Raw genomic sequence first — 25,271 nt, forward strand, 5'->3', positions numbered from 1 at the left:
GAAGGGCGGGTACACCCCGGTCGAACGCGACCGGTCGCAGCGCAGGCGTCACCGTCCGCGGACTCTCCGAGGGGGACCCCATGGCCGAGTTCAGGACGGAGACGAAACAGCCCGCCGACGGGAGCCCGGCACCTGACGGGACCCGGCCGCTCGACGGGACACCACCGACACCTTCGACACTGCCGACACCGCCGCCCGACGGGCACGAGGCGGCGGTGATCCTGGAGGGGGCCAGGACGTCCGTCGACCCCGAACTGCGCGCGGCGATCGACTCGTTGCCCGGCTCGATGCGCCGGGTCGCGCTCTACCACTTCGGGTGGGAGCACGCGGACGGCACACCGGCGGCGGGCAACGCGGGCAAGGCGATCCGCCCCGCCCTCGTCCTGGCCGCCGCCACCGCGCTCGGCGGCGAACAGGCACGGACGAGCGCGCTGCGGGCCGCCGCGGCGGTGGAACTGGTCCACAACTTCACGTTGCTGCACGACGACGTGATGGACCGGGACACCACCCGCCGGCACCGGCCCACCGCGTGGACCGTGTTCGGCGACGCCGACGCGATCCTCGCCGGGGACGCGCTCCAGGCGCTGGCGCTGCGACTCCTCGCCGAGGATCCGCACCCGGCGTCCTCGGCCGCCGCGGCCCGGCTCGCGGACTGCGTCGTCGAACTGTGCGAGGGCCAGCACGCGGACACCGCCATGGAGAAGCGCGCCCCCGGCGAGGTCACCCTCGACGAGGTGCTCGTCATGGCCGAGGCCAAGACCGGCGCCCTGCTCGGCTGCGCCTGCGCGGTGGGCGCGCTGTACGCGGGGGCGTCCGCCGAGGACGTCGAGGCGCTGGACGCGTTCGGCCGCCAGGCCGGGCTCGCCTTCCAGCTGATCGACGACGTCATCGGGATATGGGGTGACCCCGGTCGCACGGGCAAACCGGCCGGCGCCGACCTCGCCGTCCGCAAGAAGTCCCTCCCCGTGGTTGCCGCCCTCACCTCGGGCACACCGGCGGCCGTAGAACTCGCGGAGCTGTACGGACTGCCGTACGAGGAAGGGGAGTTGGAGCGCACCGCGCTCGCCGTCGAGCGGGCGGGGGGCCGGGACTGGGCGCAGGACCAGGCGGCCGACCGGATGGCGCGGGCCGTGCAGGAACTGGCCCGGGCGATCCCGGACCCGCAGGACGCGGGCGGTCTGCTCGCGCTGGCCGAGTTCGTGACCCGGCGCAGCAGTTGATGACTCCGGAGCCTTCGGGAACCGTGCGGCCCTGACACCGCACGGCCACCAGAGGCCCCGGACAGACGGGTCCCGCGCATCCCCACGGTGCGCGGGGCCCGGCGCCTTTTTTTTGGAGGCTCGGTTCGCCTCCGGGGCGCCAAAGTCGGTGTCGAGAGGCCGACCGTGCTCGACCCTTCGGGCCTCCGCGCGCTCGACCTCTCGACACCGACGCGCCCCTTCGGCTCACTCGCCCCGGAAGTCCCGCTAGGCTCAACAGCCTTTCAGATGACGGTGGTTGAGAGCTAAGGGGCGGGACATGGGCGTGGCGATACGGGCGGCGGGCGAAGGCGACAGAGAGTTGGTCGTCCGGCTGTTGGACGAGGCGTTCCAGGACGATCCGGTCAGCGGCTGGGTCTTCCCCGATGCCGAGTACCGCCGCACGACCCACCACAGGCTGATGGCCGCCTTCACCGACGCGGTGTTCGCCGACGGCCGTATCGACCTCGCCGAGGACGGCGCGGCGTGCGCGCTGTGGCTGTCGGTACCGGCCGAGGCGCATCCGGAGAACGGCGAGGACGAGGCCGTACAACTACGGGAGTTGGTGGATCCGGACAACGAGCGGGTCGAGACGATAGCCCGGCTCATGGCCGATGGGCATCCCGCCGGCCGGGCCCACGAGTACCTGTGGATGATCGCCGTGGCACCGGCCCGGCAGGGCGAGGGCCTCGGCGCCGCGCTCATCCGGCACGTCCTGGACCGCTGCGACCGCGAGGGACTCCCCGCGTACCTGGAGGCGAGCAGCGAACGCAGCACCAAGCTGTACGAGCGCCTCGGCTACACCTTCACCGACCACACCCTCGACCTCCCGGACGGCCCGCGCATGTACCCGATGTGGCGCGAGCCGAGGTCGTAGCGAGGGCGGGGGCAGGGGTCGTAGCGTGGGCTTATGCCGGAACAGGAAGTCACCACCGCCCCCATCCTCCACATCACCGAGCGCGCCCTGTGGGACGCGGCCCGCGAGCGCGGGAGCTACGCGTGGTCGACCCGTGGCCGCACCCTTCAGGAGGAGGGCTTCATCCACTGCTCGACCCGCGCCCAACTCCCGCGCGTGGCGGCCTTTTTGTACGGTTCCTACGACGGCCCCGACGAGCTGGTGGTCCTGGCCGTGGACCCGGGACGGCTCGGCGTACCGCTGAAGTACGAGGCGCCGGAGCCGGGCGGCGAGGAGTTCCCGCATGTGTACGGGGCGATTCCGGTGGGCGCGGTGGTGGACGTGGAGGTGTGGACGGGCTGAGCCCGTCGCCTCAGGGGCGGTTGGGCAGCCCGCCGGTCTCCGGGTCGCGCCCCGTGAGGCAGTAGACGCCGCCCGCCGGGTCCCGCATCACCGTCCAGTGCTTGCCGAGGGCGACGACGGTCGCGCCGAGGTGCTCGTGCAGCACGACGGCCTCGTCGATGTCCGCGCAGGCCAGGTCGAGATGGGCGGCCGCTGGGCGGTCCTCGCCGAGGCGTTGGAGCAGGACGCGGATCGGCAGGCCGGGCGGGGGCTTGAGCACGTGGAACTCGGGGAGCGCGCCCGAGAGCGAGGCCCAGTCGGGCAACAGGGCGCTCCAGAAGGCGACTTCGGCGTCGTAGGAGCCGGGTCCGATGTCGAGGGACACCTGGTCGAGGCGGGTGTCGGCCACGACGGGCGGCCGTACGGACTCGCCGTGCCAGGGGACGGCGCAGAACAACTGCCCAGCGGGGGACCGGAGTACGGCCCAGCCGTCGTGGTCGGCGACGGTCTCCGCGCCGAGTCGCAGCGCGGAGTTCACAAACGCCGGTACGTCCTCGACGGAGAAGTCGAGATGAGCGCCACCGGGGCCGGAGTCCACACCCTGGACCTTCACACAGGCGTCGGTGCGGTCGGACAGCAGGGTGACGAACTCGCCCTCGTCACCCCGGAGTTCGGACAGCCGGGTGTCCGTGACCGCCGTCCAGAAGTCGCGGGCGGCGCCGAGGCGGCCGTGCGGGCGGTCGACGAAGGCGTAGGTCCAGCGGATGCTCGTAGCGCTCATGGCGTGATCGTAGGCGCGGGGCAGGGAGCCGCCCGCGTGTTTTTCGGCCCCCTGTCAGTCCTCGCTCCGTCAGTCCGCACTCCGCTGCATGAACCGCAGCATGTTCCCGGCCGGGTCGCGGAACGCGCAGTCGCGGACGCCGTACGGCTGGTCCGTCGGCTCCTGGACCACCTCGGCGCCGGACTCCTGGACGCGGGCGTACAGGGCGTCACAGTCGGCGGTGGTGAAGTTGACCCCGCGCAGGGTGCCCTTGGCGAGCAGTTCGGCCATGGCCTGCTTGTCGGCGGGGGAGGCGTCCGGGTTCGCGGCCGGCGGCTCCAGGACGATCTCCACGTCCGGCTGCAACGGCGACCCCACGGTCACCCACCGCATGCCCTCGAAACCGACGTCGTTACGGATTTCCAGCTCCAGCACGTCGCAGTAGAAGGCGAGCGCCTTGTCGTGGTCGTCGACGGCGATGAAGCACTGGCGGAGTTTCAGGTCCATGGACGACAGGCTAGGGGCGGAGCGGCGGTCCTGCCCGGTTCGGCCGGGTAAAGGTGCGGGCCACGCAGGACGGGATCACCGCGCCCGCCTCGTGGGAACGGGCGCGGTAGGCGCTGGGCGTCTCACCGACCAGCTCGGTGAAGCGCGAGCTGAAGGAACCGAGCGAGGTACAGCCGACGGCCATGCACACCTCGGTCACGCTCAGGTCGCCGCGCCGGAGGAGGGCCTTCGCCCGCTCTATCCGCCGGGTCATGAGATAGCTGTACGGCGTCTCCCCGTACGCGGCGCGGAAGCTGCGCTGGAAGTGGCCCGGGGACATCAGCGCGGTCCGCGCGATGGAGGCCATGTCGAGCGGTTCGGCGTACTCGCGGTTCATGCGGTCGCGGGCCTGGCGCAGCCGTACGAGGTCGTCGCGGTTCACGTCGTCCAGGATGGCATGGGGCCGCTTTCGCCGGGCCGGGAACGACGAAGGGACCCCGCCGGCGAACCGGCGGAGCCCCTTCCCCACGCCCACTGACCGTCGATGGTGCACCGATCGCCGGTCGGTCGGGCCGGGCCGACTGGGTGTCAGGCCTTCTTGGTCTCCCAGAAGATCTTGTCGATCTGGGCGATGTAGTCGAGCGCCTTCTGGCCCGTCGCCGGGTCGGTGGACGCCTTGGCGGCCGAGAGGGCCTTCAGGGTGTCGTTGACCAGCTGGTGCAGCTCCGGGTACTTCTCGAAGTGCGGGGGCTTGAAGTAGTCGCTCCAGAGCACCGAGACGTGGTGCTTCGCGAGCTCGGCGCGCTGCTCCTTGATGACGATGGCGCGCGCCTGGAAGTGCGGGTCGTCGTTGGCGGCCATCTTGTCCTGCACGGCCTTCACCGACTCCGCCTCGATGCGGGCCTGGGCCGGGTCGTACACACCGCAGGGCAGGTCGCAGTGCGCGCTGACCTTCACCTTGGGGGCAAACAGGCGGGAAAGCATGGAGCGTTCCTTCCTCGTGATCGTCTTCTCAGGTGGGACATTACTCCCTGGAGAAGCTGATTTCGCGAGTGCCCCCATGGGCTTAGGACAAAAGTCCAGGGTCGGACTCAGACTGGTGGAGGATAGGACCGGGGAGGTGCCGGGGATGCCGGAGCTGTCGCAGGAGACCGAGCGCGGGAGGGCCGCACTGCCCTTCGGGACGGCCGAGGTGACCGGGCCGTCCATGGTTCCGACGCTGTTCCACGGGGATCTGCTCGTGGTGCAGTACGGGGCGCGGATCAGGCCCGGCGACATCGTCGTGCTGCGCCATCCGTTCCAGCAGGACCTGCTGGTCGTCAAGCGGGCCGCCGAGCGGCGGGAGGGGGCGTGGTGGGTGCTCGGCGACAACGCGTTCGCCGGTGGCGACAGCACCGACTACGGCGCTGTGCCCGAGGATCTGGTGCTGGGCAAGGTGCGCTTCCGGTACCGGCCGCCGAAGTCCGGTCAGCGTTCGCCGCTCGCGCTCGTCCGCTGGGCGCTCTCGGCCGCCAGGCCCGTGTTTCCCGACCGGTCGGCCTCCAGGCGCTTCCGGGCCCGGTAGGCGGCCACGTTGGCGCGGGTCGCGCAGCGGTCCGAGCAGTAGCGCCGGGAGCGGTTCGTCGAGGTGTCCAGGTAGGCGTTGCGGCACGGCGCCGCCTCGCACAGGCCCAGGCGGTCGACGCCGTACTCGGTGAGGTGGAAGGCCAGGCCCATCGCCGCGATCGCCGCGTAGCCGGCCGTCGCGTTCGACGGGTGGTCGGCGAGGTGCATGTGCCACAGCGGGCGGCCGTCGTCGTCGCGGAAGTTGTGCCCGGAGATCTGCGGACTGACCGGGAACTCCAGCAGGAGCGAGTTCAGCAGGTTCACGGAGAGGGTCTCGTCGCCGCCGTCGGCCGCCTCGAAGACCGCCCGCAGCCGCGCCCGGACCGAACGGAAGCGCGTGACGTCGGCGTCGGCGGCGCGGCGGGCCGCCTCCTGGTTGGTGCCGAACAGGTCCCGCACGGCCTCGACCGAGGTCAGGGCGTCCTTGCCCCGCGCCGGTTCCTCGGTGTTGACGAGGCGTACGGCATAGTCCGAGTAATAGGCCAGTTCCACTTGTAGTCCTTACGGAGGCGCTCTATGGTCGTGGATGCGGTCGGGTAACAGCTGATCGTGCTTCCAGGGTATTACGACAGTGAGTGGACAGGAGGTCCTCATGACGACCGGTGTCGGAACCGACTGGCAGGCCTGGCAGGAGAGCTGGGACCGGCAGCAGGAGTGGTACATGCCCGACCGGGAGGACCGCTTCCGGATCATGCTCGACATGGTCGAGGCCCTCACCGGCCCCGCACCCCGCGTCCTCGATCTCGCCTGCGGCACCGGCAGCATCACCGCCCGGCTGCTCGCCCGCCTCCCGGACGCCACCAGCACCGGTGTCGACCTCGACCCGGCCCTCCTCGCCATCGCCGAGGGCACCTTCGCGGACGACGACCGGGTCACCTTCGTGACGGCCGACCTCAAGGACCCGGAGTGGACGGCGAGGCTGCCGTACGACTCGTACGACGCCGTGCTGACCGCCACGGCCCTCCACTGGCTGCACAACGAACCCCTCGCGGCCCTCTACGGTCAGGTCGCGGGAGTCGTCCGCGACGGCGGTGTCTTCATGAACGCGGACCACATGATCGACGAGTCGACGCCCAGGATCAACGCGGCGGAGCGCGCGCAGCGGCACGCACAGATGGATCAGGCCAAGCGGAACGGCGTCCTCGACTGGGCCGAGTGGTGGCAGCTCGCCGCCCAGGACCCGGTCCTCGCCGGACCGACGGCCCGCCGCTACGAGATCTACGGCGAGCACGCCGACGGCGACATGCCCTCCGCCGCGTGGCACGCGCGCGTGCTGCGCGAGAAGGGGTTCGGGGAGGCGCGGGCGGTGTGGTGCTCGCCTTCGGACACGGTGTTGCTGGCGCTCAAGTAGGCCCGCCCGCTCCGCAACCTCATCGGTGTCCCGCCGCACTGGAAGTGTGGGACGGTCCGCGGCCGGGGAGGGGGCGGGAGGACGCGCGGACGCCGGGGTTGGCTTCACGGGCCGCAACTCCCTCGGTCCGCTGCTGAAGTCCCCGCCGCTGACCAAGAGCCAGCTGCGCGAACTGGCCCTGAACCCCGAGCTGTTGATGAAGAGCCAGCGGTAGGGCAAGGCGAAAGGGGCGGTACGAGGATCTCGTACCGCCCCTTCAACTCGCGTACCGCTAGAGCACCTTGGACAAGAAGCCCTGCGTGCGCTCGTGCTGAGGGTTCGTCAGGACGTCGCGCGGGTGGCCGGATTCGACCACCACGCCGCCGTCCATGAAGACGAGGCTGTCGCCGACCTCGCGGGCGAAGCCCATCTCGTGGGTGACGACGATCATCGTCATGCCGGACTCGGCGAGGTCGCGCATGACGTCGAGGACGTCACCGACCAGCTCCGGGTCGAGGGCCGAGGTCGGCTCGTCGAAGAGCATCAGCTTCGGGTCCATCGCCAACGCCCGCGCGATCGCGACCCGTTGCTGCTGGCCGCCGGAGAGCTGTGAAGGGTAGCTGCCGGCCTTGTCGGACAGCCCCACCCGCTCCAGGAGCTGCATCGCGCGCTCCCTGGCCTGGCTCTTGTTGACGCCCCTGACCTGCACCGGCGCCTCGATGATGTTCTCCGCGGCCGTCATGTGCGGGAACAGGTTGAAGCGCTGGAAGACCATGCCGATGTCCCGGCGCTTCACCGCGACCTCGCGATCGCGCAACTCGTAGAGCTTGTCGCCCTGTTGGCGGTAGCCGACCAGTTCACCGTCGACGTACAGCCGCCCCGCGTTGATCTTCTCCAGGTGGTTGATGCACCGCAGGAAGGTCGACTTGCCGGAGCCGGAGGGGCCGATGAGGCAGAACACCTCGCCGGACTTCACCTCCAGGTCGATGCCCTTGAGGACCTCGACCGGGCCGAACGACTTGTGCACGCCCTCGGACTTGACCATCGGGACCGACGGGTCGGTCGTAGCGGCGTCGTCGGCCTTGCTGAGTTCGGGGCTCATGCCGCGGCTCCCTTCGGGCGGCCGATGGACAGTACGTTCGCCCTGATCTTCTGGAGCGGGGTCGGCGGCAGCGCGCGGCTGGAGCCGCGGGCGTAGTAGCGCTCGACGTAGTACTGCCCGACGCTCAGGACCGACGTCATGATCAGGTACCAGGCGGCGGCGAGGAAGTACATCTCCACCGGGGCGCCGGAGTTCTGGCCGATGTCCTGGGCGTAGCGGAAGAGTTCCGGATACTGGACGGCCGCCACGAGCGAGGTCGTCTTCAGCATGTTGATCACTTCGTTGCCCGTGGGCGGCACGATCACGCGCATCGCCTGCGGGATCACGATCCGGCGCAGCGTCTTGGCGTGGCTCATGCCCAGCGCGTGCGAGGCCTCGGTCTGGCCCTCGTCGACCGCGAGCAGGCCGGCGCGGCAGATCTCCGCCATGTACGCGGCCTCGTTGAGGCCCAGGCCGAGCAGCGCCGTCAGCAGCGGCGTCATGAAGTCCGACCAGTAGTTCTTGTAGATCGGACCGAGGTTGATGTACTCGAAGACCAGGCCCAGGTTGAACCAGAGGAACAGCTGGACCAGGACCGGGGTGCCGCGGAAGAACCAGATGTAGAACCAGGCGATCGACGAGGTCACCGGATTCTTCGACAGCCGCATCACCGCGAGGCCGATGCCGCCGACGATGCCGATGACCATCGACAGGACCGTCAGAAGGAGGGTCTTGTAGACACCGGTCATGATCCGGTGGTCGAAGAAGTAGTCCGGTACGGCATGCCAGTTGATCTTGCCCTGGCCGAACGCGTAGATGATCGAGACCAGGATCGCGATCGCGACGACGGCGGAGACGTAGCGGCCGTAGTGCCGGACCGGAATGGCCTTGATGGGCTTCGGGGCGTCCGGGGTCGCGTCCTGCGGCCCCGGCGCCTCGTCGATGTCAGTAGTCACGGATGTTGCCTCTCAGCGACGGCGGACCCGCGGTCACTTGCCGCCGTTGATCACGGACGACTTGACGGCACCGTCCTCGGCGCCCCACTTCGTCAGGATCTTCTCGTACTCACCGCTCTTGATCACGGCGTCCATCGCGGCCTGCAGCGCGTCCCGCAGCTGCGTGTCGCTCTTGGCGACCGCGATACCGTACGGCGCCGCCTCGACCTGGTCGCCGACGAGCTGGAAGTCCTTGCCGCCGCCGGAGGTCTTCACCGCGTAGGCCGCGACCGGGAAGTCGGAGGAGGCCGCGTCCGCGCCACCGGAGCGCAGGCGGGTCTGGGACTGCTGGTCGTCGTCGAAGGCCTCGATGGTGATCTTCTTGCCGCCCGTGCACTTCTTCGTCTCGGACTTGGCGAGGTCCTCGGAGACGGTGCCGCGCTCGACGGCGAGCTTCTTGCCGCACAGGTCGGACCACGACGCGATGTTCTCGGTCTGGCCCTTGCGCGTGTAGATCGAGACACCGGCGGTCAGGTAGTCGACGAAGTCGACGCCCTCGCCGACCTTCTTGCCCGTGTCGGGGTCGACACCGTCCTGGCGGTTCTTGTTGTCCGTCATCGCCGACATCGCGATGTCGTAGCGGTTGGACCGCAGACCGGTGAGGAGCGCGTCGAAGGTGCCGTTCTGGAACTCGAACTTCACCCCGAGCTGCTTGCCCATCGCGGCGCCGAGGTCCGGGTCGAGGCCGACGACCTTGCCGGCGTTGTCCTTGAACTCGACCGGCGCGTACGCGATGTCCGAGCCGACCGTGATGACGCCCTTGTCGCGGATCGCGGCGGGGAGCTTGCTCGCCAGCGGCGCCGAGCTGGCGGACGCGCTGCTGGAGTCGTCCTTCTTGGTCTGGTCACCACAGCCGGCGAGCAGCAGGGTGGAGGCGACCGCGATCGCACCGACCGCTGCCAGCCGGGTGTGCGGGGCGGTCGTACGACGGGTGAATCTTGCGGTCATGGTGGGTTCCTCCGGCGGATGGATGGCGGTGCCGACGGGTCGACGAGAACACACACCTTCGGGTGTCGCGACCTCGTGTGATTAGGGCATCTTGCCATTCGGACTGAACCATTCAGGGGAGTAGCCATGTCAAAATCGGATAACGGGTGAACCCCGAATCGCATCAGGTCGGTACATCGAGACGCCCTGATCACGGACCATCTGCTGGAATCACTCGTTCCGGCCGGAAGATCTTCGGCATGTCTCACGATGTGATCGATCATCGTTCCGCCCTCGGCGGACGGGATGTGACCTTGCGCCTATTGGACTCGTCCTCGGTGCCGTCCGTCCGGTAAGAAGGTTCTCTACACCCCTCATCCGGGGCTCAGGGCGCGTGTGCGGCGCGCCCGTCGCGCAGGTGCTCGTACGCATCAATTCTCTGGGCCCTGCGCGGTGCCCGCCCACCCCTCACCAGGGAGTGGCCACCCTCAAATCAATGAAGAAGGGGTAAGACAAAGTGGCAGCGGAGATCGTCAATCCTCGCAGCGACAGCAGTACGGATCAGGACGGCGGGGCCGAGCCCCTCGATTCCTTCGATCCGGCGTTCGCGCTGCACCGCGGCGGCAAGATGGCCGTGCAGGCCACCGTGCCGATCCGCGACAAGGACGACCTGTCCCTCGCGTACACACCGGGCGTCGCGCGCGTGTGCACCGCGATCGCCGAGCAGCCGGAACTCGTCCACGACTACACCTGGAAGTCGTCCGTCGTCGCCGTCGTGACGGACGGTACGGCCGTGCTCGGACTCGGCGACATCGGTCCCGAGGCCTCCCTCCCCGTCATGGAGGGCAAGGCGATCCTGTTCAAGCAGTTCGGCGGCGTGGACGCGGTGCCGATCGCGCTGGACTGCACCGGCGTCGACGAGATCATCGAGACCGTCGTGCGTATCGCGCCCTCCTTCGGGGGTGTCAACCTGGAGGACATCTCGGCGCCGCGCTGCTTCGAGATCGAGCGCAGGCTCCAGGAGCGGCTGGACATCCCGGTCTTCCACGACGACCAGCACGGTACGGCGATCGTGACGCTGGCGGCGCTGCGGAACGCCGCGCGGCTGACCGGGCGGGAGCTGGGTGACCTGCGGGCCGTCATCTCCGGCGCGGGCGCGGCCGGTGTCGCCATCGCCAAGTTCCTGCTGGAGGCCGGGCTGGGCGATGTCGCCGTCGCCGACCGCAAGGGCATCGTCTCGCGCGACCGGGACGACCTCACGCCGGTCAAGCGTGAACTCGCGGAGCTCACCAACAAGGCGGGGATCTCCGGGTCGTTGGAGGCGGCGCTGGAAGGTGCCGACGTCTTCATCGGGGTTTCCGGGGGTACGGTGCCGGAGCCGGCGGTGGCTTCCATGGCGGAGGGCGCGTTCGTCTTCGCGATGGCCAACCCGGATCCCGAGGTGCACCCGGATGTGGCGCACAAGTACGCGGCGGTCGTCGCCACCGGGCGGTCGGACTTCCCGAACCAGATCAACAACGTGCTGGCGTTTCCGGGGATCTTCGCGGGGGCGCTGCAGGTGCGGGCGTCCCGGATCACGGAGGGGATGAAGATCGCGGCGGCCGAGGCGCTGGCCGGTGTCGTCGGCGACGACCTCGCCGCGGACTACGTCATCCCGTCGCCCTTCGACGAGCGGGTGGCGCCTGCGGTCACCGCGGCTGTGGCTGCGGCGGCGCGGGCGGAGGGCGTTGCCCGCCGGTAGCTTGAACGGCCCCGTCCACTTGGGCGGGGCCCTTCTTTGCCCACCCGCCCACCCGTTCGGGTGACGTGAGGGGTGGACGTTGCCGGTGGGTGGCTGGTGTCGCTTGGCGGTCGCGGGCCGTGCGGGGCTTTTCATTTCCCCACCCACCCACCCACCCGTTTCTGGCCGCTTGAAGGGTGGGCCTTCGCCGTGAGAGCCGGGGTCGCTCGGCGGCTGCGGACGGTGGCCGGTGGGCTTTGCAGGCGCCGGCCAACTTCCAGCCCGTCCGGCGTTTGAGGACGAGGCCGTTCAGGCCGACGGCGGGGGGTCTGGGGGCGCAGCCCCCAGGAGACGGTCACGCGGACACCCGCACTCCGCACCCCTCGCGCAAGAGGGCATGTGTCACAACCCGAGGTAGTTCCCTGGTCAACCGGCGGAGCCTATCGTCGGGGGCATGTTCGCCGTCTACGCCGCCCGAATCGACCGCGACCAGCCGCTCTCCGGCCTTGAGTTGGGGGAGCGTCCCGCCCCCGAGGCCCGGCCGGGCTGGAGTGTCGTCGACGTCAGGGCCGCCTCCCTCAATCACCATGACCTCTGGTCCCTGCGCGGCGTCGGCCTCGCGGAGGACAAGCTGCCGATGATCCTCGGGTGTGACGCCGCCGGTGTCGACGAGGACGGCAACGAGGTCGTCCTGCACTCCGTCATCGGCCAGACCGGTCACGGCGTCGGCCCCAAGGAACCCCGTTCCATCCTCACCGAGCACTACCAGGGCACCTTCGCCGAGCGGGTCGCCGTACCGACGTGGAACGTCCTGCCGAAGCCGAAGGAACTGTCCTTCGCGGAGGCCGCCTGTCTGCCCACGGCCTGGCTGACGGCGTACCGCATGCTCTTCACCAACTCCGGTGTACGGCCCGGTGATTCGGTGCTCGTGCAGGGTGCCGGCGGGGGTGTTGCCACGGCCGCCATCGTCCTTGCCAAGGCGGCGGGACTGCGCGTCTTCGCGACCAGCCGGGACGAGGCCAAGCGGAAGCGGGCGCTGGAGCTCGGTGCCGTGGAGGCGGTGGAGCCGGGGGCGCGGCTGCCGCAGCGCGTCGACGCCGTCATCGAGACCGTCGGCGCCGCCACGTGGTCCCACTCGGTGAAGTCCCTGAAGCCCGGCGGCACGATCGTCATCTCCGGCGCCACCAGCGGCGACCGGCCCTCGCACGCCGAACTCACCCGCATCTTCTTCCTCGAACTCAAGGTCGTCGGCTCGACCATGGGCACCAAGGACGAGCTGGAGGACCTGCTCGCCTTCTGCGCGGCCACCGGTGTCCGTCCGGTCATCGACGAGGTGCTGCCCATGGACCGCGCCCGCGAGGGCTTCGAACGCCTCGACTCCGGCGGCCAGTTCGGCAAGATCGTCCTCACGAACGGTTAACGACCCCCGTCGGCGACCCCGGTGAGTAACTCCCTTTCCTGCGTGTGGCTTTGTGCGGCCGGTCCGGTTCTCCGGGCCGGCCGTCGACGTCTGCCGACACCGGCCGTCAACTTTGGTTGACATGCGAGGCGTGTCAACGTAGATTGACATCATGACCGAAGCAACGGATCTCGCCGAGCGCGCGGGTGACCGTGATCCACGGGTCGGCCTGCGTGCCGTCTCCGCGCTGCGCAGGCTGGTGGAGCAGTTGGAGGCGGTGCAGGTGCGCAGTGCGCGCAACCAGGGCTGGTCGTGGCAGGAGATCGCCGCGGAACTCGGTGTCAGCAGGCAGGCCGTGCACAAGAAGTACGGGAGGCAGTGATGTTCGAACGGTTCACGAACGACGCCCGCGCCGTGGTGCGGGGCGCGGTGGAGCACCGCGAGCGGTCGGGGCCCGGTTCCGTCGACCCCGAGCACCTGCTGCTGGCCCTCCTCGACCGCCGGGGCAGCCGGGCCTCCTTCGCCCTGACCGCCCTCGGTCTCGCTCCCGAGGAACGCAAGGAGTCCGTACGACAGGCTCTCGGCGACGCGCGCCGGCGCGCGGGGCTCTCGCAGGCCGAGGCCGACGCGCTGGCCGGGCTCGGCATCGACGTCTCGGAGATCGTCGCCCGGGTCGAGGAGGTGCACGGCGTCGGGGCGATGTCCGGCGAGGGGAGGTTCAAGGAGTCGTGGTCGGGCCGCCGTACCTTCAGCCGCGGCGCCAAGAACGTCCTGGAGAAGTCCCTGCGCATCGCCGTCGCCCACCGCGACCGGCACATCGGCGACGAGCACCTCCTCCTCGCCCTGACCGTCCTCCCCGGGGTGCCCGGTGAGGTGCTCGCCGATCACGGGGTGACGCACGAGGCGGCCACGCGCGTGCTGTACGGCGGGGGAGAGGCGAGGGCGGCGGGCTGAGGGGCCCGCCGACTTGTTTGTGGGTGCGGGGTGGTGCGCCTGGGCTTGATCCCCTGGGCGCACCACCTGCGGTTCGCGGCGTCGGGTCAGGCCTTGCGGCCGCCGCGCAGCACTGCCCCGATGTGTGCCGCCGCCGCGGACAAGTGGCGGCGGGTGTCGCGGAGTTGGTCCTCGGTGACGCCATGGTCGCGGGCCGCGTCACGGATGTCGTCCCGGAAGCGGTCGAGGAGCCGGTCCAGGTCGCGGGCCGGTTCACCGGTGGAGTCCTCGTGGGCCCAGGTCGGTTCGTACTCCGCCGGGAAGTCCTCCGGGGTCTGGCTGTACTCGGGTGTCGACGGAGTGGCCGGCGCCGAGGCCGACTTGCCGGCACCAGTGCCCGCACCTGTCCCCGCGCCCGTGCCTGTACCCGGTCGCCCGAACCCGAAGTCCTTGCCGAACTCCTTTCCGAAGTCGCCGAACTCCTTGGCCAGTTCGGTCAGGCTCTCCCGTACGCCCGTGGGCCAGTCGCCGCGCGCGAAGTGGTCCTGCGCGTGCTCCTGGACCTGGCGGCCGATGCGCTGCATCTCCTCCTGGGCCTGCGCCCACGCCCGTGTCTGTGCCTCCTTGGCCTGGCGCCGGGCCTGCTGGGCCTCCTCGCGGGCCCGACGGCTCTCGTCCTTGGCGCGGCGGGCCTGTTCCTTCCACTCCTGCTTGGCGCGGCGCATCTCCTCCTTGGCGGCGCGCCACGACTCCTTGTCACCGAAGTCCGTGAAGTCCCCGGCGGGGTCTTCGTGTTCACTCCGTCGACCGCGCCCGGCCCCGTTTCCCTGCCGGGCCTCCGTGGCCGCCGCGCGCATCTCGCGGCGCAGGTCGCCCGCCGCGCCCCGGACGTCGGCCCGGATCTCGGCGGCCAGTTCGGCGACCGACTCGCGGATCTCCAGCTCCAGGTCGGCCAACTCGCCGCTGCGGTCGGCCAGCTCGGCGCGGCCGGCGTCCGTGATGGCGTACACCTTGCGGCCGCCCTCGGTGGTGTGGGTGACCAGGCCCTCGGCCTCCAGCTTGGACAGGCGCGGGTAGACCGTGCCCGCCGAGGGCGCGTACAGCCCCTGGAAGCGCTCCTCCAGGAGGCGGATGACCTCGTAGCCGTGTCGGGGGGCCTCGTCCAGCAGCTTCAGCAGGTAGAGGCGGAGGCGGCCGTGGGCGAAGACGGGAGGCATGTCAGAGCACCTTCTTGTCGGTCGTGCCGTCGGCCGCGTCGGTGCCGGTAGCACCGCCCGGGCCGGAAGCGGAATTGTCCCCCGAGTCGCCCTGAGCCCCGTCCGCAGGGGCACTTGCGGTGTCGTCCGAAGCGTCCGGCCCCGACTCCTGGGGCCCCGCATCCTCGGTCGTGCCATCCAGCCCACTGTCCTCGGGCCCGGTCGCTACAGCGGGCCCCGTCGCTACATCGGGCCCCTTCGTCATGTCAGGCCGAGGTGTCTTGTCGGCCCGTGTCGCCGAGATGGTCACCTCCGTGTCCCCGTCCCACGGCCCGTCGCCCTCGCCCTCGTCCTCCGCCGCCGGGCGGCGGAGCAGGGCGATCGAACCGGAGACGGTCGTCGCGCGCAGCTTCCCGGTGCCCGCGCCCAGGCGGCCGGTGATCTTGTGGGCGCCCCACTGGCCGTGCACCCGCAGTCCGTCGAAGGCGTTGGAGATCGAGCCGCTCGCCGTGTTGGCCTCGACGTCCGCGTCCGCCGGGTGCGGGAGCCGGATGGCGATCTCGCCCGAGACGTTGGTGAGGCGGACGTCGGTCGGGCCGTCCGGGTCGAGGTCCACGATCATGGAGCCGCTCACGGACTCGGCGCGCACGGAGGGGCCCGAGCCCTCGACGACGGTGAGGTCGCCGGAGACGGAGTTGAAGCGGAGGTCGCCGGTGACGGCCTGGGCCTCCAGGTTCCCGGAGACGGTCTCGGCGCGGACGGATCCGGAGAGGCTGACGAGGGTCGTGTCGCCGGTGACCCCTCGCACCACCGAAGGTCCGCTGATCCCGGAGACGACGGCAGCGGCGCCGACCACCCCGACCTCGACCCGGGTGTTCGCGGGAACGGCCAGGGAGACCACCGCGCTGCGCCGCCAGCCCCTCCGGTCGAGCCACTTGAGAAAGCCCTTCCAGGGGAGGTCCTCGTACGCCACCGTCAGCGTGCCGTTCGTCTGGGTCACCACCAGAGGTGGCCCGTCGATCTCGGAGATTTCCATGCGGGCGGAACCCTCGTCCGTCCCCACGACGTTCACCGTTCCGTTGACGATGCGCACGTGGAGATCGCTCACGGGCTCGTCGAACGTGAGCTTCTTGGGCTCTGCGACGGACCACTCGGACATGATGCAGACCTCCTCGGCCTAACCGGACGGAACACGACGCGCCATATCGCGTCTTCCGAGAAACACGATATATCGCGGATGGGGAAAGTCAAGACACTCGTTCCAGTGATCACCGGAGACCGGATGTCGAGCGCCAGGCGTCGAGCAACCGGCGGAAATGGGCGCATTGCCCTAGCGTGTGACCATGTCGACGGAGAAGCCGCAGGCCAGACACCGGACCGGTGCCACCCCGGGCGCCCTGCTGCTGTGCCGTGCGGACCCCGAGGCCGTCGCCCAGGCGGCCCATCCGCTCCGCGAACGCATGCTGCTGACCCGCGCGGGCGACGACTGGAGCGTGCTCGTCCCCGAGGGCAAGCCCTGGCTGCACGGCGACGAACCGGTCGACCGCGTCCTCACTGGCTGGGCCACCGCGCTCGCCGTCGGCGCCCCCTGGCCCGTACTCGCCCTGTGGTGGGACGCCGACCGCGCGGGCTACACCCTGGCCTCGGGTTTCCGCCGTCCCGTCGGCTACGTCTGGCTCACCGACGGCACCCCGGCCGGCGAGGACGAGGCGATGCGCACCTTCGCCGCCCGGCTGGGCCTGGACCCCGTACTGGACCTGCAGTCCCTGGACCAGCTCACGAAGCCGGACCCCGAAGCCGACGCCCGCGCCCGTCTCCGCGGCCTCCTGGCGGTCCTCACGCGCGCGGGAGTGGCACTGCCCACCGGCCTCACCCCTGGCGAACCCGCTGACCGCCTCCGGGAGATCGCCCGCGTCCGCCCCGATGCCCGACAGGTCGAACGGGCGGGCTGGCGCGAGGCGGTCCGCGCGGAACTCGACGCCGTCGACAGCAGCCGCCTCGGCCCCTGGATGCCCTGGTCCGGCACCCCCAGGGCACGCGCCCTGGCCCTGACCCAGGCGGCAGCGGGCCTCCCGCTCACGACCTGGGGCCTACGACGCCGTAGCGGAGGCTGGACCGTCGCGGGGGCGCTGCTCCTGGCGCACGGCACGCTGGGCCTCGTCTACGACCTGGCCCGCCCGCGCGACTGACACACCCCGGCGGCACCGCCGTAGGAACTACTCGTCGTCGTCCTCGTCGTCCAGCCGGGCCAGCCAGGTCGCCAGGCGTTCCACCGGGACCTCGAAGTCCGGGTTCAGATCGACGAACGTCCGCAGCTGTTCGGCGAGCCACTCGAAGGTGACTTCTTCCTCGCCGCGCCGCTTCTCCAGTTCTTCGATGCCACGGTCCGTGAAGTACATGGGTCAAGGATAAGTGCGCGCAAACGGCCGGGCCGCACCTCCGAAGTGGGGGTGCGGCCCGGCCGCGTACGACAGTGCGGGGCGGTTACGCCTCGAACACCTCACGCACCAACTGCTCCTGCTCCGCCTGGTGCCGCTTGGCGGAACCGACCGCCGGGGACGAGCCGTGCGGGCGGGAGATCCGCCGCAGGCGCTCGCCGTGGGGCACGTCCGCGCCGACCGCCAGGTCCAGGTGGTCGATCAGGTTCAGGGCGATGAACGGCCAGGCGCCCTGGTTGGCCGGCTCCTCCTGGGCCCAGAGGTACTTCTCGGCGTTCGGGTACTTGGCGATCTCGGCCTGGACCTCGGCACCGGGCAGCGGGTACAGCCGCTCAAGGCGGATGATCGCCGTGTCCGTGGTGCCGCGCTTGACCCGCTCGGCCTCAAGGTCGTAGTACAGCTTGCCGGTGACGAAGACGACCTTGCGGACGGACGCGGGGTCCGTCACCGACGCGTCGCCGATGACCGGGCGGAACTGGCCCGTCGTGAACTCCTCCGTCTTCGACGCGGCGGCCTTGAGGCGCAGCATCGACTTCGGGGTGAAGACCACCAGCGGCTTGTGGTGCGGGTTGTGCACCTGCCACCGCAGGAGGTGGAAGTAGTTCGACGGGAGGGTCGGCATCGCGACCGTCATGTTGTTCTGCGCGCAGAGCTGCAGGAAGCGCTCCACACGGGCCGAGGAGTGGTCCGGGCCCTGGCCCTCGTAGCCGTGGGGGAGCAGCAGCGTGACGCCGGACGTCTGGCCCCACTTCTGCTCCGCCGCCGAGATGTACTCGTCGACCACGGACTGCGCGCCGTTGACGAAGTCGCCGAACTGCGCCTCCCACATCACGAGCGCGTCGGGGCGGGCCAGCGAGTAGCCGTACTCGAAGCCCATGACCGCGTACTCGGAGAGGAGCGAGTCGTAGACGTTGTAGCGCGCCTGCTCCTCGGAGAGGTACTGGAGCGGGGTGTAGTCCTCGCCCGTCTGACGGTCGATGAGGACCGCGTGGCGCTGGCCGAACGTGCCTCGGCGGGAGTCCTGGCCGGAGAGGCGCACCGGGGTGCCCTCAAGGAGCAGGGAGCCGATCGCCAGCGTCTCGCCCATGCCCCAGTCGATCGTCCCGTCCTCGACCATCGTCGCCCGGCGCTGCAACTGGGGCAGCAGACGCGGGTGGACGTGGAAGTTGTCCGGGATGTTGACCTGGGACTCGGCGATCCGCTTCACGACCTCCGAGGAGATCGCCGTGGACACCGCGACCGGGAACTCCGCCTGCGGGTCCGCCATCGGGGCGGCGCCCGGCTGGGCGGTGGCCTCGCGGACCTCCGTGAAGACCTTCTCCAGCTGGCCCTGGTAGTCCTGGAGCGCCTGTTCGGCTTCCTCAAGGGTGATGTCGCCGCGACCGATCAGGGACTCGGTGTAGAGCTTGCGCACCGAGCGCTTCTTGTCGATCAGGTCGTACATCAGGGGCTGGGTGAAGGCCGGGTTGTCCGACTCGTTGTGACCGCGGCGGCGGTAGCAGATGAGGTCGATCACCACGTCCTTGTTGAACGCCTGACGGAACTCGAAGGCCAGCCGCGCGACGCGGACCACGGCCTCCGGGTCGTCGCCGTTCACGTGGAAGATCGGGGCCTCGATCATGCGGGCCACGTCCGTGGCGTACATCGAGGAACGCGACGACTCGGGAGCCGCCGTGAAGCCGACCTGGTTGTTGATGACGATGTGGATCGTGCCGCCGGTGCGGTAGCCGCGCAGCTGCGACATGTTGAGCGTCTCGGCCACCACGCCCTGGCCCGCGAAGGCCGCGTCACCGTGCAGGGCGAGCGGGAGGACCGTGAAGTCCGTGCCGCCCTTGTTGATGATGTCCTGGCGGGCGCGGACGATGCCCTCGATGATCGGGTCGACCGTCTCCAGGTGGGACGGGTTCGCCGCGAGCGTGACCTTGATCTGCTCGCCGTCCAGGCCGGTGAAGGTGCCCTGGGCGCCCAGGTGGTACTTCACGTCGCCGGAGCCGTGCATCGACTTCGGGTCGAGGTTGCCCTCGAACTCGCGGAAGATCTGGGCGTACGACTTGCCGACGATGTTCGCGAGAACGTTCAGGCGGCCGCGGTGGGCCATGCCGATGACGACCTCGTCGAGGCGCGACTCGGCCGCGCTGTCGATGACCGCGTCGAGCAGCGGGATGACCGACTCGCCGCCCTCAAGGGAGAAGCGCTTCTGGCCGACGTACTTCGTCTGCAGGAAGGTCTCGAAGGCCTCCGCCGCGTTCAGACGGCGGAGGATGCGCAGTTGCTCCTCGCGCTCCGGCTTGGAGTGCGAGCGCTCGATGCGGTCCTGGATCCACTTGCGCTGCTTCGGGTCCTGGATGTGCATGAACTCGATGCCGGTGGTGCGGCAGTAGGAGTCGCGCAGCACGCCGAGGATGTCGCGCAGCTTCATCAGGGACTTGCCGGCGAAGCCGCCGACCGCGAACTCCCGCTCCAGGTCCCACAGGGTGAGGCCGTGCTCGGTGATGTCCAGGTCGGGGTGCTTGCGCTGGCGGTACTCCAGCGGGTCGGTGTCGGCCATGACGTGGCCGCGGACCCGGTAGGAGTGGATCAGCTCGAAGACGCGGGCGGCCTTCGTCACGTCGTTGTCGTGCGACGCGTCGATGTCCTTGAGCCAGCGGACCGGCTCGTACGGGATGCGCAGCGCCTCGAAGATCTCGTCGTAGAAGCCGCTCTCGCCGAGCAGGAGGTTCGCGACGACGCGCAGGAACTCGCCGGAGGCGGCGCCCTGGATGACCCGGTGGTCGTAGGTCGACGTGAGCGTCATGACCTTCGAGATGCCGAGCTTGTTGAGGGTGTCCTGGCTCGTGCCCTGGAACTCGGCCGGGTAGTCCATGGAGCCGACGCCCATGATGACCGACTGACCGGGCATCAGACGCGGCACCGAGTGGACGGTGCCGAGGCCGCCGGGGTTGGTCAACGACACGGTGACGCCCGTGAAGTCATCCATCGTCAGCTTGCCGTCGCGGGCGCGGCGGACGATGTCCTCGTAGGCCTGCCAGAACTCGAAGAAGTTCAGCGTCTCGGCCTTCTTGATGCCGGCGACGACGAGCTGGCGGTCGCCGTTGGGCTTCACCAGGTCGATGGCGAGACCGAAGTTGACGTGCTCCGGCTTGACCAGGGTCGGCTTGCCGTCCTTCTCCTGGAAGGAGTAGTTCATCGACGGCATGGCCTTGATGGCCTGCACCATCGCGTAGCCGATGAGGTGGGTGAAGGAGATCTTCCCGCCCCGGGCACGCTTCAGGTGGTTGTTGATGACGATGCGGTTGTCGAAGAGCAGCTTGACCGGGACCGCGCGCACCGACGTGGCGGTGGGGACCTCGATCGACGCGTTCATGTTCTTCGCGACCGCGGCGGCGGGACCGCGCAGCGTGACGAACTCCGGGCCACCGACGGCCTCGGCCGCAGGCTCGGCCTTCTTCGGCTGAGCGGCCGGGGCCGCCGCCTTCGCAGGCGCCGGAGCCGGGGCTACGGCCTTCACCGGCGCCGGAGCGACGGCTGCGGGCGCCGGCGCGGGGACCGCCGGAGCGGCGGGCGCAGCAGGAGCGGCCGGAGTCGGAGCCGGGGCGGCGGGTGCCGCCGGGGCCGGGGTGGTTCCTACGGCCCCCGCGGCCGCAGTACCCGCCGAAGTCGAGGTCGGGGCGGCAGCCGCGCCCGGCTTGTAGTCGGCGAAGAAGTCCCACCAGGCTCGGTCTACCGAGTTCGGATCCTGGAGGTACTGCTGATAGATCTCGTCGACGAGCCACTCGTTGGGCCCGAACGCCGCCGCGGGATTCTTACCCGCGGCTTGGTCGGACTCGGTCGAGATGGTCGAGTTACTGGGGGACTGTGACGACACGGCGGCAACCGCCCTCTTCCGCTTCACAAGGTGATGGACAGCGGGAATTAAGGCTACGCCCCCATGACCGCCAAGGTCAGGTCGGGCCGGTCCATCGTCGCGTAAGTCACATCGGAAAGTGTGTTTCGAGCACTGAAATGGCGGGAAACAAGCGTGGTTCCGCTGTGGAAGGGGCGCATCGATGCGGGCCGGACGCGCCGATGGCGCGGGCCTGTGCCTGATCACACGTGTCCGTCAGTGCGGACCGTCGTGGATCTTGGGGCTCCGGTTCGAACTTTACGTCAACTTGGCACGGAAGACAGTCCCGGAAGGGTGACGATGATCCGGCAGCCGCGGTCGGATTCGGCCACACCGATCCGGCCGCCGTGCAGATCCACCGCCCAGCGGGCGATCGCCAGGCCGAGACCCGTACCGCCGTCACTGCCGGGCCCGTGCGGCGAGCTGACCGCTCCCCGGTTGAACCGCTCGAAGATGTGCGCCCACTGCGCCTTCGGGATGCCGGGTCCCTCGTCCAGGACCTCCAGCTCCAGCGACTCCGGCAGCGACCCGCGCCGCGCCTTCACCGTCACCCGGCCGTGCGCGGGGCTGTGCTTGACCGCGTTGTCGATCAGGTTGGCGACGACCTGGTGGATGCGCTCCGGGTCCGCGAGCGCGGTCAGCTCCGGCGGGGACACGTCCAGGTGCAGATGGACGTCCGTCCGCGTGTGACTCCCCGAGCCCGACGCGATGCCCGCGCGCGCGGAGGCGACCATGTTGGCCTCCTTGAGCACGCCCGAGAGATACGGCCACACCTCGAACCGGCGGGTCTTCAGCGGTACGACGCCGTTGTCCAGCCGGGAGAGATCGAGCAGCGTCTCGACGAGACGTCCCAACCGCTCCGTCTGCTTCAACGCCGTCCGCATGGTCTCCGGATCGGCGGCCGAGACGCCGTCGACGACGTTCTCCAGTACGGCGCGCAGGCCGGCGATGGGGGTGCGCAGCTCGTGCGAGACGTTCGCGACGAGTTCCTTGCGCTGGCGCTCCTGCGCCTCCAGCTCGTCGGCCATGACGTTGATCGTCCCGGCCAGGTCGCCCAGTTCGTCACGGCGGTTCTCGCGCACCCGGCGCGTGTAGTCGCCGTGCGAGATGGACCGGGCCACCGTGTTCATCTCGTCCAGCGGCGCGGTGAGCGAATGGGCCACGAACTGCGTTATCAGCAGTGTGGCGATCATCGAGAAGACCGTGATGAAGCGCAGCTCCGTCGCCGTGCGCATGGCGATCATCATCAGCCCGGTGGTGATGAGCACCGCGATGACGACCAGTGCGCCCAGCTTGGTCTTGATCGAGAACGGGCGTACGCCGCCCCAGGGCTCCCCGGGGCTCCTCCGTGACGTCGGCCCGTCGCTCATGGCGTCGGTGTCTCCAGTGCGTAGCCGACGCCGTGCACCGTGCGGATCCGCTCGGCGCCGATCTTCCGGCGCAGCGCCTTGATGTGGCTGTCGACCGTGCGGGTGCCGGAGGCGTCCGCCCAGTCCCACACCTCGGCGAGCAGCTGCTCGCGCGAGAGCACGGCACGCGGGGTGTTCGCCAGGCACACCAGCAGATCGAACTCGGTGGGCGTGAGATGCACGTCCTCGCTGCGCACCCGTACTCGGCGCTGCGCGTGGTCGATCTCCAGCTCGCCGAGGCGCAGGATGCCCGAGCGCGGGGTGGACGCGGCCACCACGGCACGCTCCACCCGGCGCAGCAGGACGTGCACGCGCGCCGCCAGCTCCCGCATCGAGAACGGCTTGGTCATGTAGTCGTCGGCGCCGACCCCGAGCCCGACCAGCATGTCGGTCTCGTCGTCGCGCGCGGTGAGCATCAGCACCGGCACCGGGCGGGCGGCCTGCACACGGCGGCAGACCTCCAGCCCGTCGAAGCCGGGCAGCATGATGTCGAGGATCAGCAGATCGGGCTGCCATGCCTCGGCGGTGTCGACGGCCGACGGCCCGTCGCCCGCGGTCTGCACGAGAAATCCCTCGGCGCGCAGACGGGCCGCGATGGCGTCGACGATCGTCGGGTCGTCCTCGACCACCAGCACCCGGCGCTGCGCGCCCGGCGTGGCCGTGGCCGTGCCGTTGTGGGAGGTGTGTGTCTGCTCCATCGCCCGCCCCTGAAGTGTGCTTTCCGGAACCATGTGGGGTGATCCCATGACTGCGCTTGACGCTTGAATGATCTGCGTCAGGGAAGCAGAGTACGGGGAGTGACGTCGCCTTTGCTATCCAGGTCGTACAGCGAGGTGCACGACGTCGGGAACGCCTCGGGCAACCGGGATCTCTTCGGTACGCACCTGTTGGAACCCGGCATTCCATAAGGTTCGCTCAAATTCCGGAGAGGGCTGCGCCGACCATACGGCCAGTACCCCGCCAGGTCTCAACACCCTTGCGCAGCTTGCCAGTCCGGCCGGTGAGTAGAGGCTGTCGTTGCCCTCGGTGACGGTCCAGCCGGGGCCGTTGTCGATGTCGAGGCAGAGCGCGTCGAAAGTGGCGCAAGTCTCATTGACGAATGCGACTAGGTCCGTTTTCACAATTTCGGTCCGCGGGTCGGCGAGAGCGGTGGCGGAGAGCGCCGACAGCGGGCCTGAGCGGTGCCATTCGACGATCGCGGGCTCCCGTTCGACGACCGTGATGCGGCCCCAGCGCGGGTCGGCGGCGGCGTGCGCGAGGGAGAAGCCGACGCCGAGTCCGCCGATCAACACGTCCGGCAGTACGGCGGGTTCGGGGCGCGAGTCGAGGGCATCGCGTGCGGCGTCGACCAGCAGCCGCTCCGACCGCCCGTCCGAGGTGTCCATCAGGAAGCACCCGTTGGCGATGATCTGGAGCAACTCCCCGTGCCGGCGCAGCACCACCTCGCCGTAGGGGCCCTCGCGACGGTCCAGGACAACGGGGGTGTCGTACGCGGAGGTGTCGTACGCGGAGGTCATGCAACTCATCCTGGCAGTTTCACCGGATCGTGCAGCCGAATTAACCCAGGGCGAACACGTCCGGGTGCAAGGTACCTGCGGACGCACAAGAAGGCTTTCAGGTTGCTGTGAATCGGCTCTCGCGTGGCGTCGGTCATAGACAGGGGCAGGTGGGACGGCGAAGGGTGGGGTGTGAACCGGAAGGAGCGCCTCACCGTGGAACGGATCGCGACGGCCGACACCCAGGCCTCCGGCACGCCTCAGGGCGGGCCCCTGGCCGATGAGTCCGGGGCGGCTTCGTCCCTGGATTCCGGGCTGCTGGACGCGATGCCGAGACAGCGGGAAGTGCTGGACGGGGCCGGGGAGTTGAGGTTCGCCACTCCGACCCCGGCGGCGGTGTCGGTCTCGGCGTCCACCCCTGCCGTTCCCGGAGAATCGCGCGTCCTGCTCGCACTCCGCGACCTCCACCCCTGGCGGCTGCTGCCCACGCCCACCGGGACGCCGTTCACCTTCTGTTACGGGTTGCTGCTCGTCGTGACGTCATTGGTGGCGCAGTACGCCGATCCGACCTTCGTGAACCAACTCCACCAGGCGTCCAGCACCGACGTCACCCACCTCCTCCGCGACCCGTTCCTCGTGCTGGTCGCCAGCGCGCTGTGGATCGTGGGCGGAGTGGTGTCGCCGTACGCGTTCCTGTTCCTGCTGGTGCTGACCGCGCTGGAACGCAGGATCGGCGGGGTGCGGGCGGCCGGTGTCTTCCTGTTCGGGCACATAGTGGCCACGCTGGCGACCGAAGGGACCGTGGGATTCGCGGTGTTGGCGGGTCACCTCCCCGTCAGCTCCCTCCACCGCCTCGACTACGGCATCAGCTTCGGCGTGGCGACGAGCATAGGAGCGCTGGCCGGCCTCCTCCGACCGTGGCTCGGTCTCCCGCTGATCACCCTGTTCGGCTGGTCACTGGTCACGGACCTGATCGCGTTCACCGACCCCATGACGAACTGGGGCCACCTGATCTCGCTGACGATAGGTGTCGCGACGTGGCCGTTGATACGGCGGTGGGCGCGGGCGGCGCGGGTGAGTCGAGCGGTAGGGGTGGCTGGGGCGGCCCGGGTTGAGGTCGCGGGGGTCTAACTCCCGG

27 protein-coding genes are annotated in these 25,271 nt (G+C 69.9%); 12 read left to right on the forward strand and 15 right to left on the reverse strand.

The window, feature by feature from the left end; genetic code table 11:
- Positions 1-80: 80 nt before the first annotated feature.
- From OG496_RS37085 to OG496_RS37095, 3 genes are all read left to right on the forward strand, one after another.
- Positions 81-1,220 carry a family 2 encapsulin nanocompartment cargo protein polyprenyl transferase gene (locus tag OG496_RS37085; protein WP_405973975.1) on the forward strand — a complete coding sequence of 380 codons (1,140 nt, stop codon included), beginning with the start codon at positions 81-83 and terminating at the stop codon, positions 1,218-1,220.
- A 298-nt stretch (positions 1,221-1,518) separates the two neighbouring features.
- Complete coding sequence (locus OG496_RS37090) at positions 1,519-2,115, forward strand: GNAT family N-acetyltransferase (RefSeq protein WP_405973976.1); 597 nt, start codon at positions 1,519-1,521, stop codon at positions 2,113-2,115.
- A 33-nt stretch (positions 2,116-2,148) separates the two neighbouring features.
- Positions 2,149-2,496 carry a DUF952 domain-containing protein gene (locus OG496_RS37095; RefSeq protein WP_405973977.1) on the forward strand — a complete coding sequence of 116 codons (348 nt, stop codon included), beginning with the start codon at positions 2,149-2,151 and terminating at the stop codon, positions 2,494-2,496.
- A 10-nt stretch (positions 2,497-2,506) separates the two neighbouring features.
- Here OG496_RS37095 and OG496_RS37100 read toward each other — a convergent pair whose 3' ends face one another.
- The 4 genes from OG496_RS37100 to sodN all read right to left on the reverse strand — a co-directional run bounded on the left by OG496_RS37100 (position 2,507) and on the right by sodN (position 4,705).
- Entirely contained in the window at positions 2,507-3,256 is a 750-nt protein-coding gene (locus OG496_RS37100) for a VOC family protein (protein ID WP_405973978.1), read from the reverse strand.
- A gap of 69 nt (positions 3,257-3,325) precedes the next feature.
- Positions 3,326-3,742 (reverse strand): VOC family protein, encoded by a 417-nt coding sequence (locus OG496_RS37105; RefSeq protein WP_365305112.1) that lies wholly within the window; start codon positions 3,740-3,742, stop codon positions 3,326-3,328.
- A 10-nt stretch (positions 3,743-3,752) separates the two neighbouring features.
- Positions 3,753-4,163 (reverse strand): helix-turn-helix transcriptional regulator, encoded by a 411-nt coding sequence (locus OG496_RS37110; RefSeq protein ID WP_019058262.1) that lies wholly within the window; start codon positions 4,161-4,163, stop codon positions 3,753-3,755.
- 146 nt (positions 4,164-4,309) lie between these two features.
- The gene (gene sodN, locus OG496_RS37115; RefSeq protein WP_019058247.1) at positions 4,310-4,705 is read right to left on the reverse strand and encodes a superoxide dismutase, Ni; all 396 of its coding nucleotides are present in this window, start codon (positions 4,703-4,705) and stop codon (positions 4,310-4,312) included.
- A gap of 145 nt (positions 4,706-4,850) precedes the next feature.
- Here sodN and sodX point away from each other — a divergent pair, with 145 nt between their 5' ends.
- On the forward strand, positions 4,851-5,285 hold the full coding sequence (sodX, locus tag OG496_RS37120) for a nickel-type superoxide dismutase maturation protease (protein ID WP_366489816.1): 435 nt from the start codon (positions 4,851-4,853) through the stop codon (positions 5,283-5,285).
- Here the strand turns inward: sodX and OG496_RS37125 are convergent.
- Positions 5,189-5,818 carry a CGNR zinc finger domain-containing protein gene (locus tag OG496_RS37125; RefSeq protein WP_366489817.1) on the reverse strand — a complete coding sequence of 210 codons (630 nt, stop codon included), beginning with the start codon at positions 5,816-5,818 and terminating at the stop codon, positions 5,189-5,191. The genes sodX and OG496_RS37125 overlap by 97 nt on opposite strands.
- A 100-nt stretch (positions 5,819-5,918) precedes the next feature.
- Between OG496_RS37125 and OG496_RS37130 the strand changes: the two genes are divergently transcribed.
- On the forward strand, positions 5,919-6,677 hold the full coding sequence (locus OG496_RS37130; RefSeq protein ID WP_405973979.1) for a class I SAM-dependent methyltransferase: 759 nt from the start codon (positions 5,919-5,921) through the stop codon (positions 6,675-6,677).
- Positions 6,678-6,723: 46 nt separating this feature from the next.
- A complete protein-coding gene (locus OG496_RS37135; protein WP_366489820.1) occupies positions 6,724-6,891 on the forward strand; it encodes a hypothetical protein in 168 nt (55 codons plus the stop codon).
- Positions 6,892-6,948: 57 nt separating this feature from the next.
- On the opposite strand, the gene OG496_RS37140 is transcribed toward OG496_RS37135, so the two are convergent.
- The 3 genes from OG496_RS37140 to OG496_RS37150 are packed head-to-tail and all read right to left on the reverse strand — an operon-like array spanning position 6,949 to position 9,680.
- Complete coding sequence (locus OG496_RS37140) at positions 6,949-7,701, reverse strand: amino acid ABC transporter ATP-binding protein (protein WP_366490391.1); 753 nt, start codon at positions 7,699-7,701, stop codon at positions 6,949-6,951.
- 53 nt (positions 7,702-7,754) lie between these two features.
- Positions 7,755-8,693, reverse strand: a complete 939-nt coding sequence (locus OG496_RS37145) for an amino acid ABC transporter permease (RefSeq protein WP_366489821.1) — start codon at positions 8,691-8,693, stop codon at positions 7,755-7,757.
- Between the two features lie 33 nt (positions 8,694-8,726).
- Complete coding sequence (locus OG496_RS37150; protein WP_366489822.1) at positions 8,727-9,680, reverse strand: ABC transporter substrate-binding protein; 954 nt, start codon at positions 9,678-9,680, stop codon at positions 8,727-8,729.
- Positions 9,681-10,176: 496 nt separating this feature from the next.
- On the opposite strand from OG496_RS37150, the gene OG496_RS37155 reads away from it, so the two are divergent.
- The 4 genes from OG496_RS37155 to OG496_RS37170 all read left to right on the forward strand — a co-directional run bounded on the left by OG496_RS37155 (position 10,177) and on the right by OG496_RS37170 (position 13,732).
- A complete protein-coding gene (locus tag OG496_RS37155; protein ID WP_399387179.1) occupies positions 10,177-11,400 on the forward strand; it encodes an NADP-dependent malic enzyme in 1,224 nt (407 codons plus the stop codon).
- Positions 11,401-11,833: 433 nt separating this feature from the next.
- Positions 11,834-12,799: a zinc-binding dehydrogenase gene (locus OG496_RS37160; protein WP_366489825.1), complete on the forward strand. Its 966-nt coding sequence runs from the start codon at positions 11,834-11,836 to the stop codon at positions 12,797-12,799.
- 151 nt (positions 12,800-12,950) lie between these two features.
- Positions 12,951-13,160 carry a helix-turn-helix domain-containing protein gene (locus tag OG496_RS37165; protein ID WP_266772466.1) on the forward strand — a complete coding sequence of 70 codons (210 nt, stop codon included), beginning with the start codon at positions 12,951-12,953 and terminating at the stop codon, positions 13,158-13,160.
- The gene (locus OG496_RS37170) at positions 13,160-13,732 is read left to right on the forward strand and encodes a Clp protease N-terminal domain-containing protein (protein ID WP_405973980.1); all 573 of its coding nucleotides are present in this window, start codon (positions 13,160-13,162) and stop codon (positions 13,730-13,732) included. Before OG496_RS37165 ends, OG496_RS37170 begins: the two co-directional genes overlap by 1 nt.
- A gap of 86 nt (positions 13,733-13,818) precedes the next feature.
- On the opposite strand, the gene OG496_RS37175 is transcribed toward OG496_RS37170, so the two are convergent.
- Both OG496_RS37175 and OG496_RS37180 read right to left on the reverse strand, forming a co-directional pair.
- Positions 13,819-14,928, reverse strand: a complete 1,110-nt coding sequence (locus OG496_RS37175) for a helix-turn-helix transcriptional regulator (protein WP_405973981.1) — start codon at positions 14,926-14,928, stop codon at positions 13,819-13,821.
- A 1-nt stretch (position 14,929) separates the two neighbouring features.
- Entirely contained in the window at positions 14,930-16,066 is a 1,137-nt protein-coding gene (locus OG496_RS37180; RefSeq protein WP_405973982.1) for a DUF4097 family beta strand repeat-containing protein, read from the reverse strand.
- Between the two features lie 184 nt (positions 16,067-16,250).
- Here OG496_RS37180 and OG496_RS37185 point away from each other — a divergent pair, with 184 nt between their 5' ends.
- Entirely contained in the window at positions 16,251-17,096 is an 846-nt protein-coding gene (locus tag OG496_RS37185) for a hypothetical protein (RefSeq protein WP_405973983.1), read from the forward strand.
- A gap of 27 nt (positions 17,097-17,123) precedes the next feature.
- Here OG496_RS37185 and OG496_RS37190 read toward each other — a convergent pair whose 3' ends face one another.
- From OG496_RS37190 to OG496_RS37210, 5 genes are all read right to left on the reverse strand, one after another.
- Positions 17,124-17,306, reverse strand: coding sequence for a DUF6104 family protein (locus OG496_RS37190; protein ID WP_019075209.1), 183 nt, complete (start codon positions 17,304-17,306; stop codon positions 17,124-17,126).
- Positions 17,307-17,391: 85 nt separating this feature from the next.
- Positions 17,392-21,210 (reverse strand): multifunctional oxoglutarate decarboxylase/oxoglutarate dehydrogenase thiamine pyrophosphate-binding subunit/dihydrolipoyllysine-residue succinyltransferase subunit, encoded by a 3,819-nt coding sequence (locus OG496_RS37195; protein ID WP_405973984.1) that lies wholly within the window; start codon positions 21,208-21,210, stop codon positions 17,392-17,394.
- A gap of 281 nt (positions 21,211-21,491) precedes the next feature.
- Complete coding sequence (locus OG496_RS37200) at positions 21,492-22,598, reverse strand: ATP-binding protein (RefSeq protein WP_366489834.1); 1,107 nt, start codon at positions 22,596-22,598, stop codon at positions 21,492-21,494.
- Entirely contained in the window at positions 22,595-23,335 is a 741-nt protein-coding gene (locus OG496_RS37205; RefSeq protein WP_033282112.1) for a response regulator transcription factor, read from the reverse strand. Before OG496_RS37205 ends, OG496_RS37200 begins: the two co-directional genes overlap by 4 nt.
- Before the next feature lie 114 nt (positions 23,336-23,449).
- Positions 23,450-24,154 (reverse strand): spermidine synthase, encoded by a 705-nt coding sequence (locus OG496_RS37210; RefSeq protein ID WP_405973985.1) that lies wholly within the window; start codon positions 24,152-24,154, stop codon positions 23,450-23,452.
- Positions 24,155-24,349: 195 nt separating this feature from the next.
- On the opposite strand from OG496_RS37210, the gene OG496_RS37215 reads away from it, so the two are divergent.
- A complete protein-coding gene (locus OG496_RS37215; RefSeq protein WP_405976788.1) occupies positions 24,350-25,264 on the forward strand; it encodes a rhomboid-like protein in 915 nt (304 codons plus the stop codon).
- The last annotated feature ends 7 nt before the right edge of the window (positions 25,265-25,271 follow it).

Origin of the sequence: Streptomyces sp. NBC_00988, from assembly GCF_045162645.1 — a bacterium.
Taxonomy (GTDB): domain Bacteria; phylum Actinomycetota; class Actinomycetes; order Streptomycetales; family Streptomycetaceae; genus Streptomyces.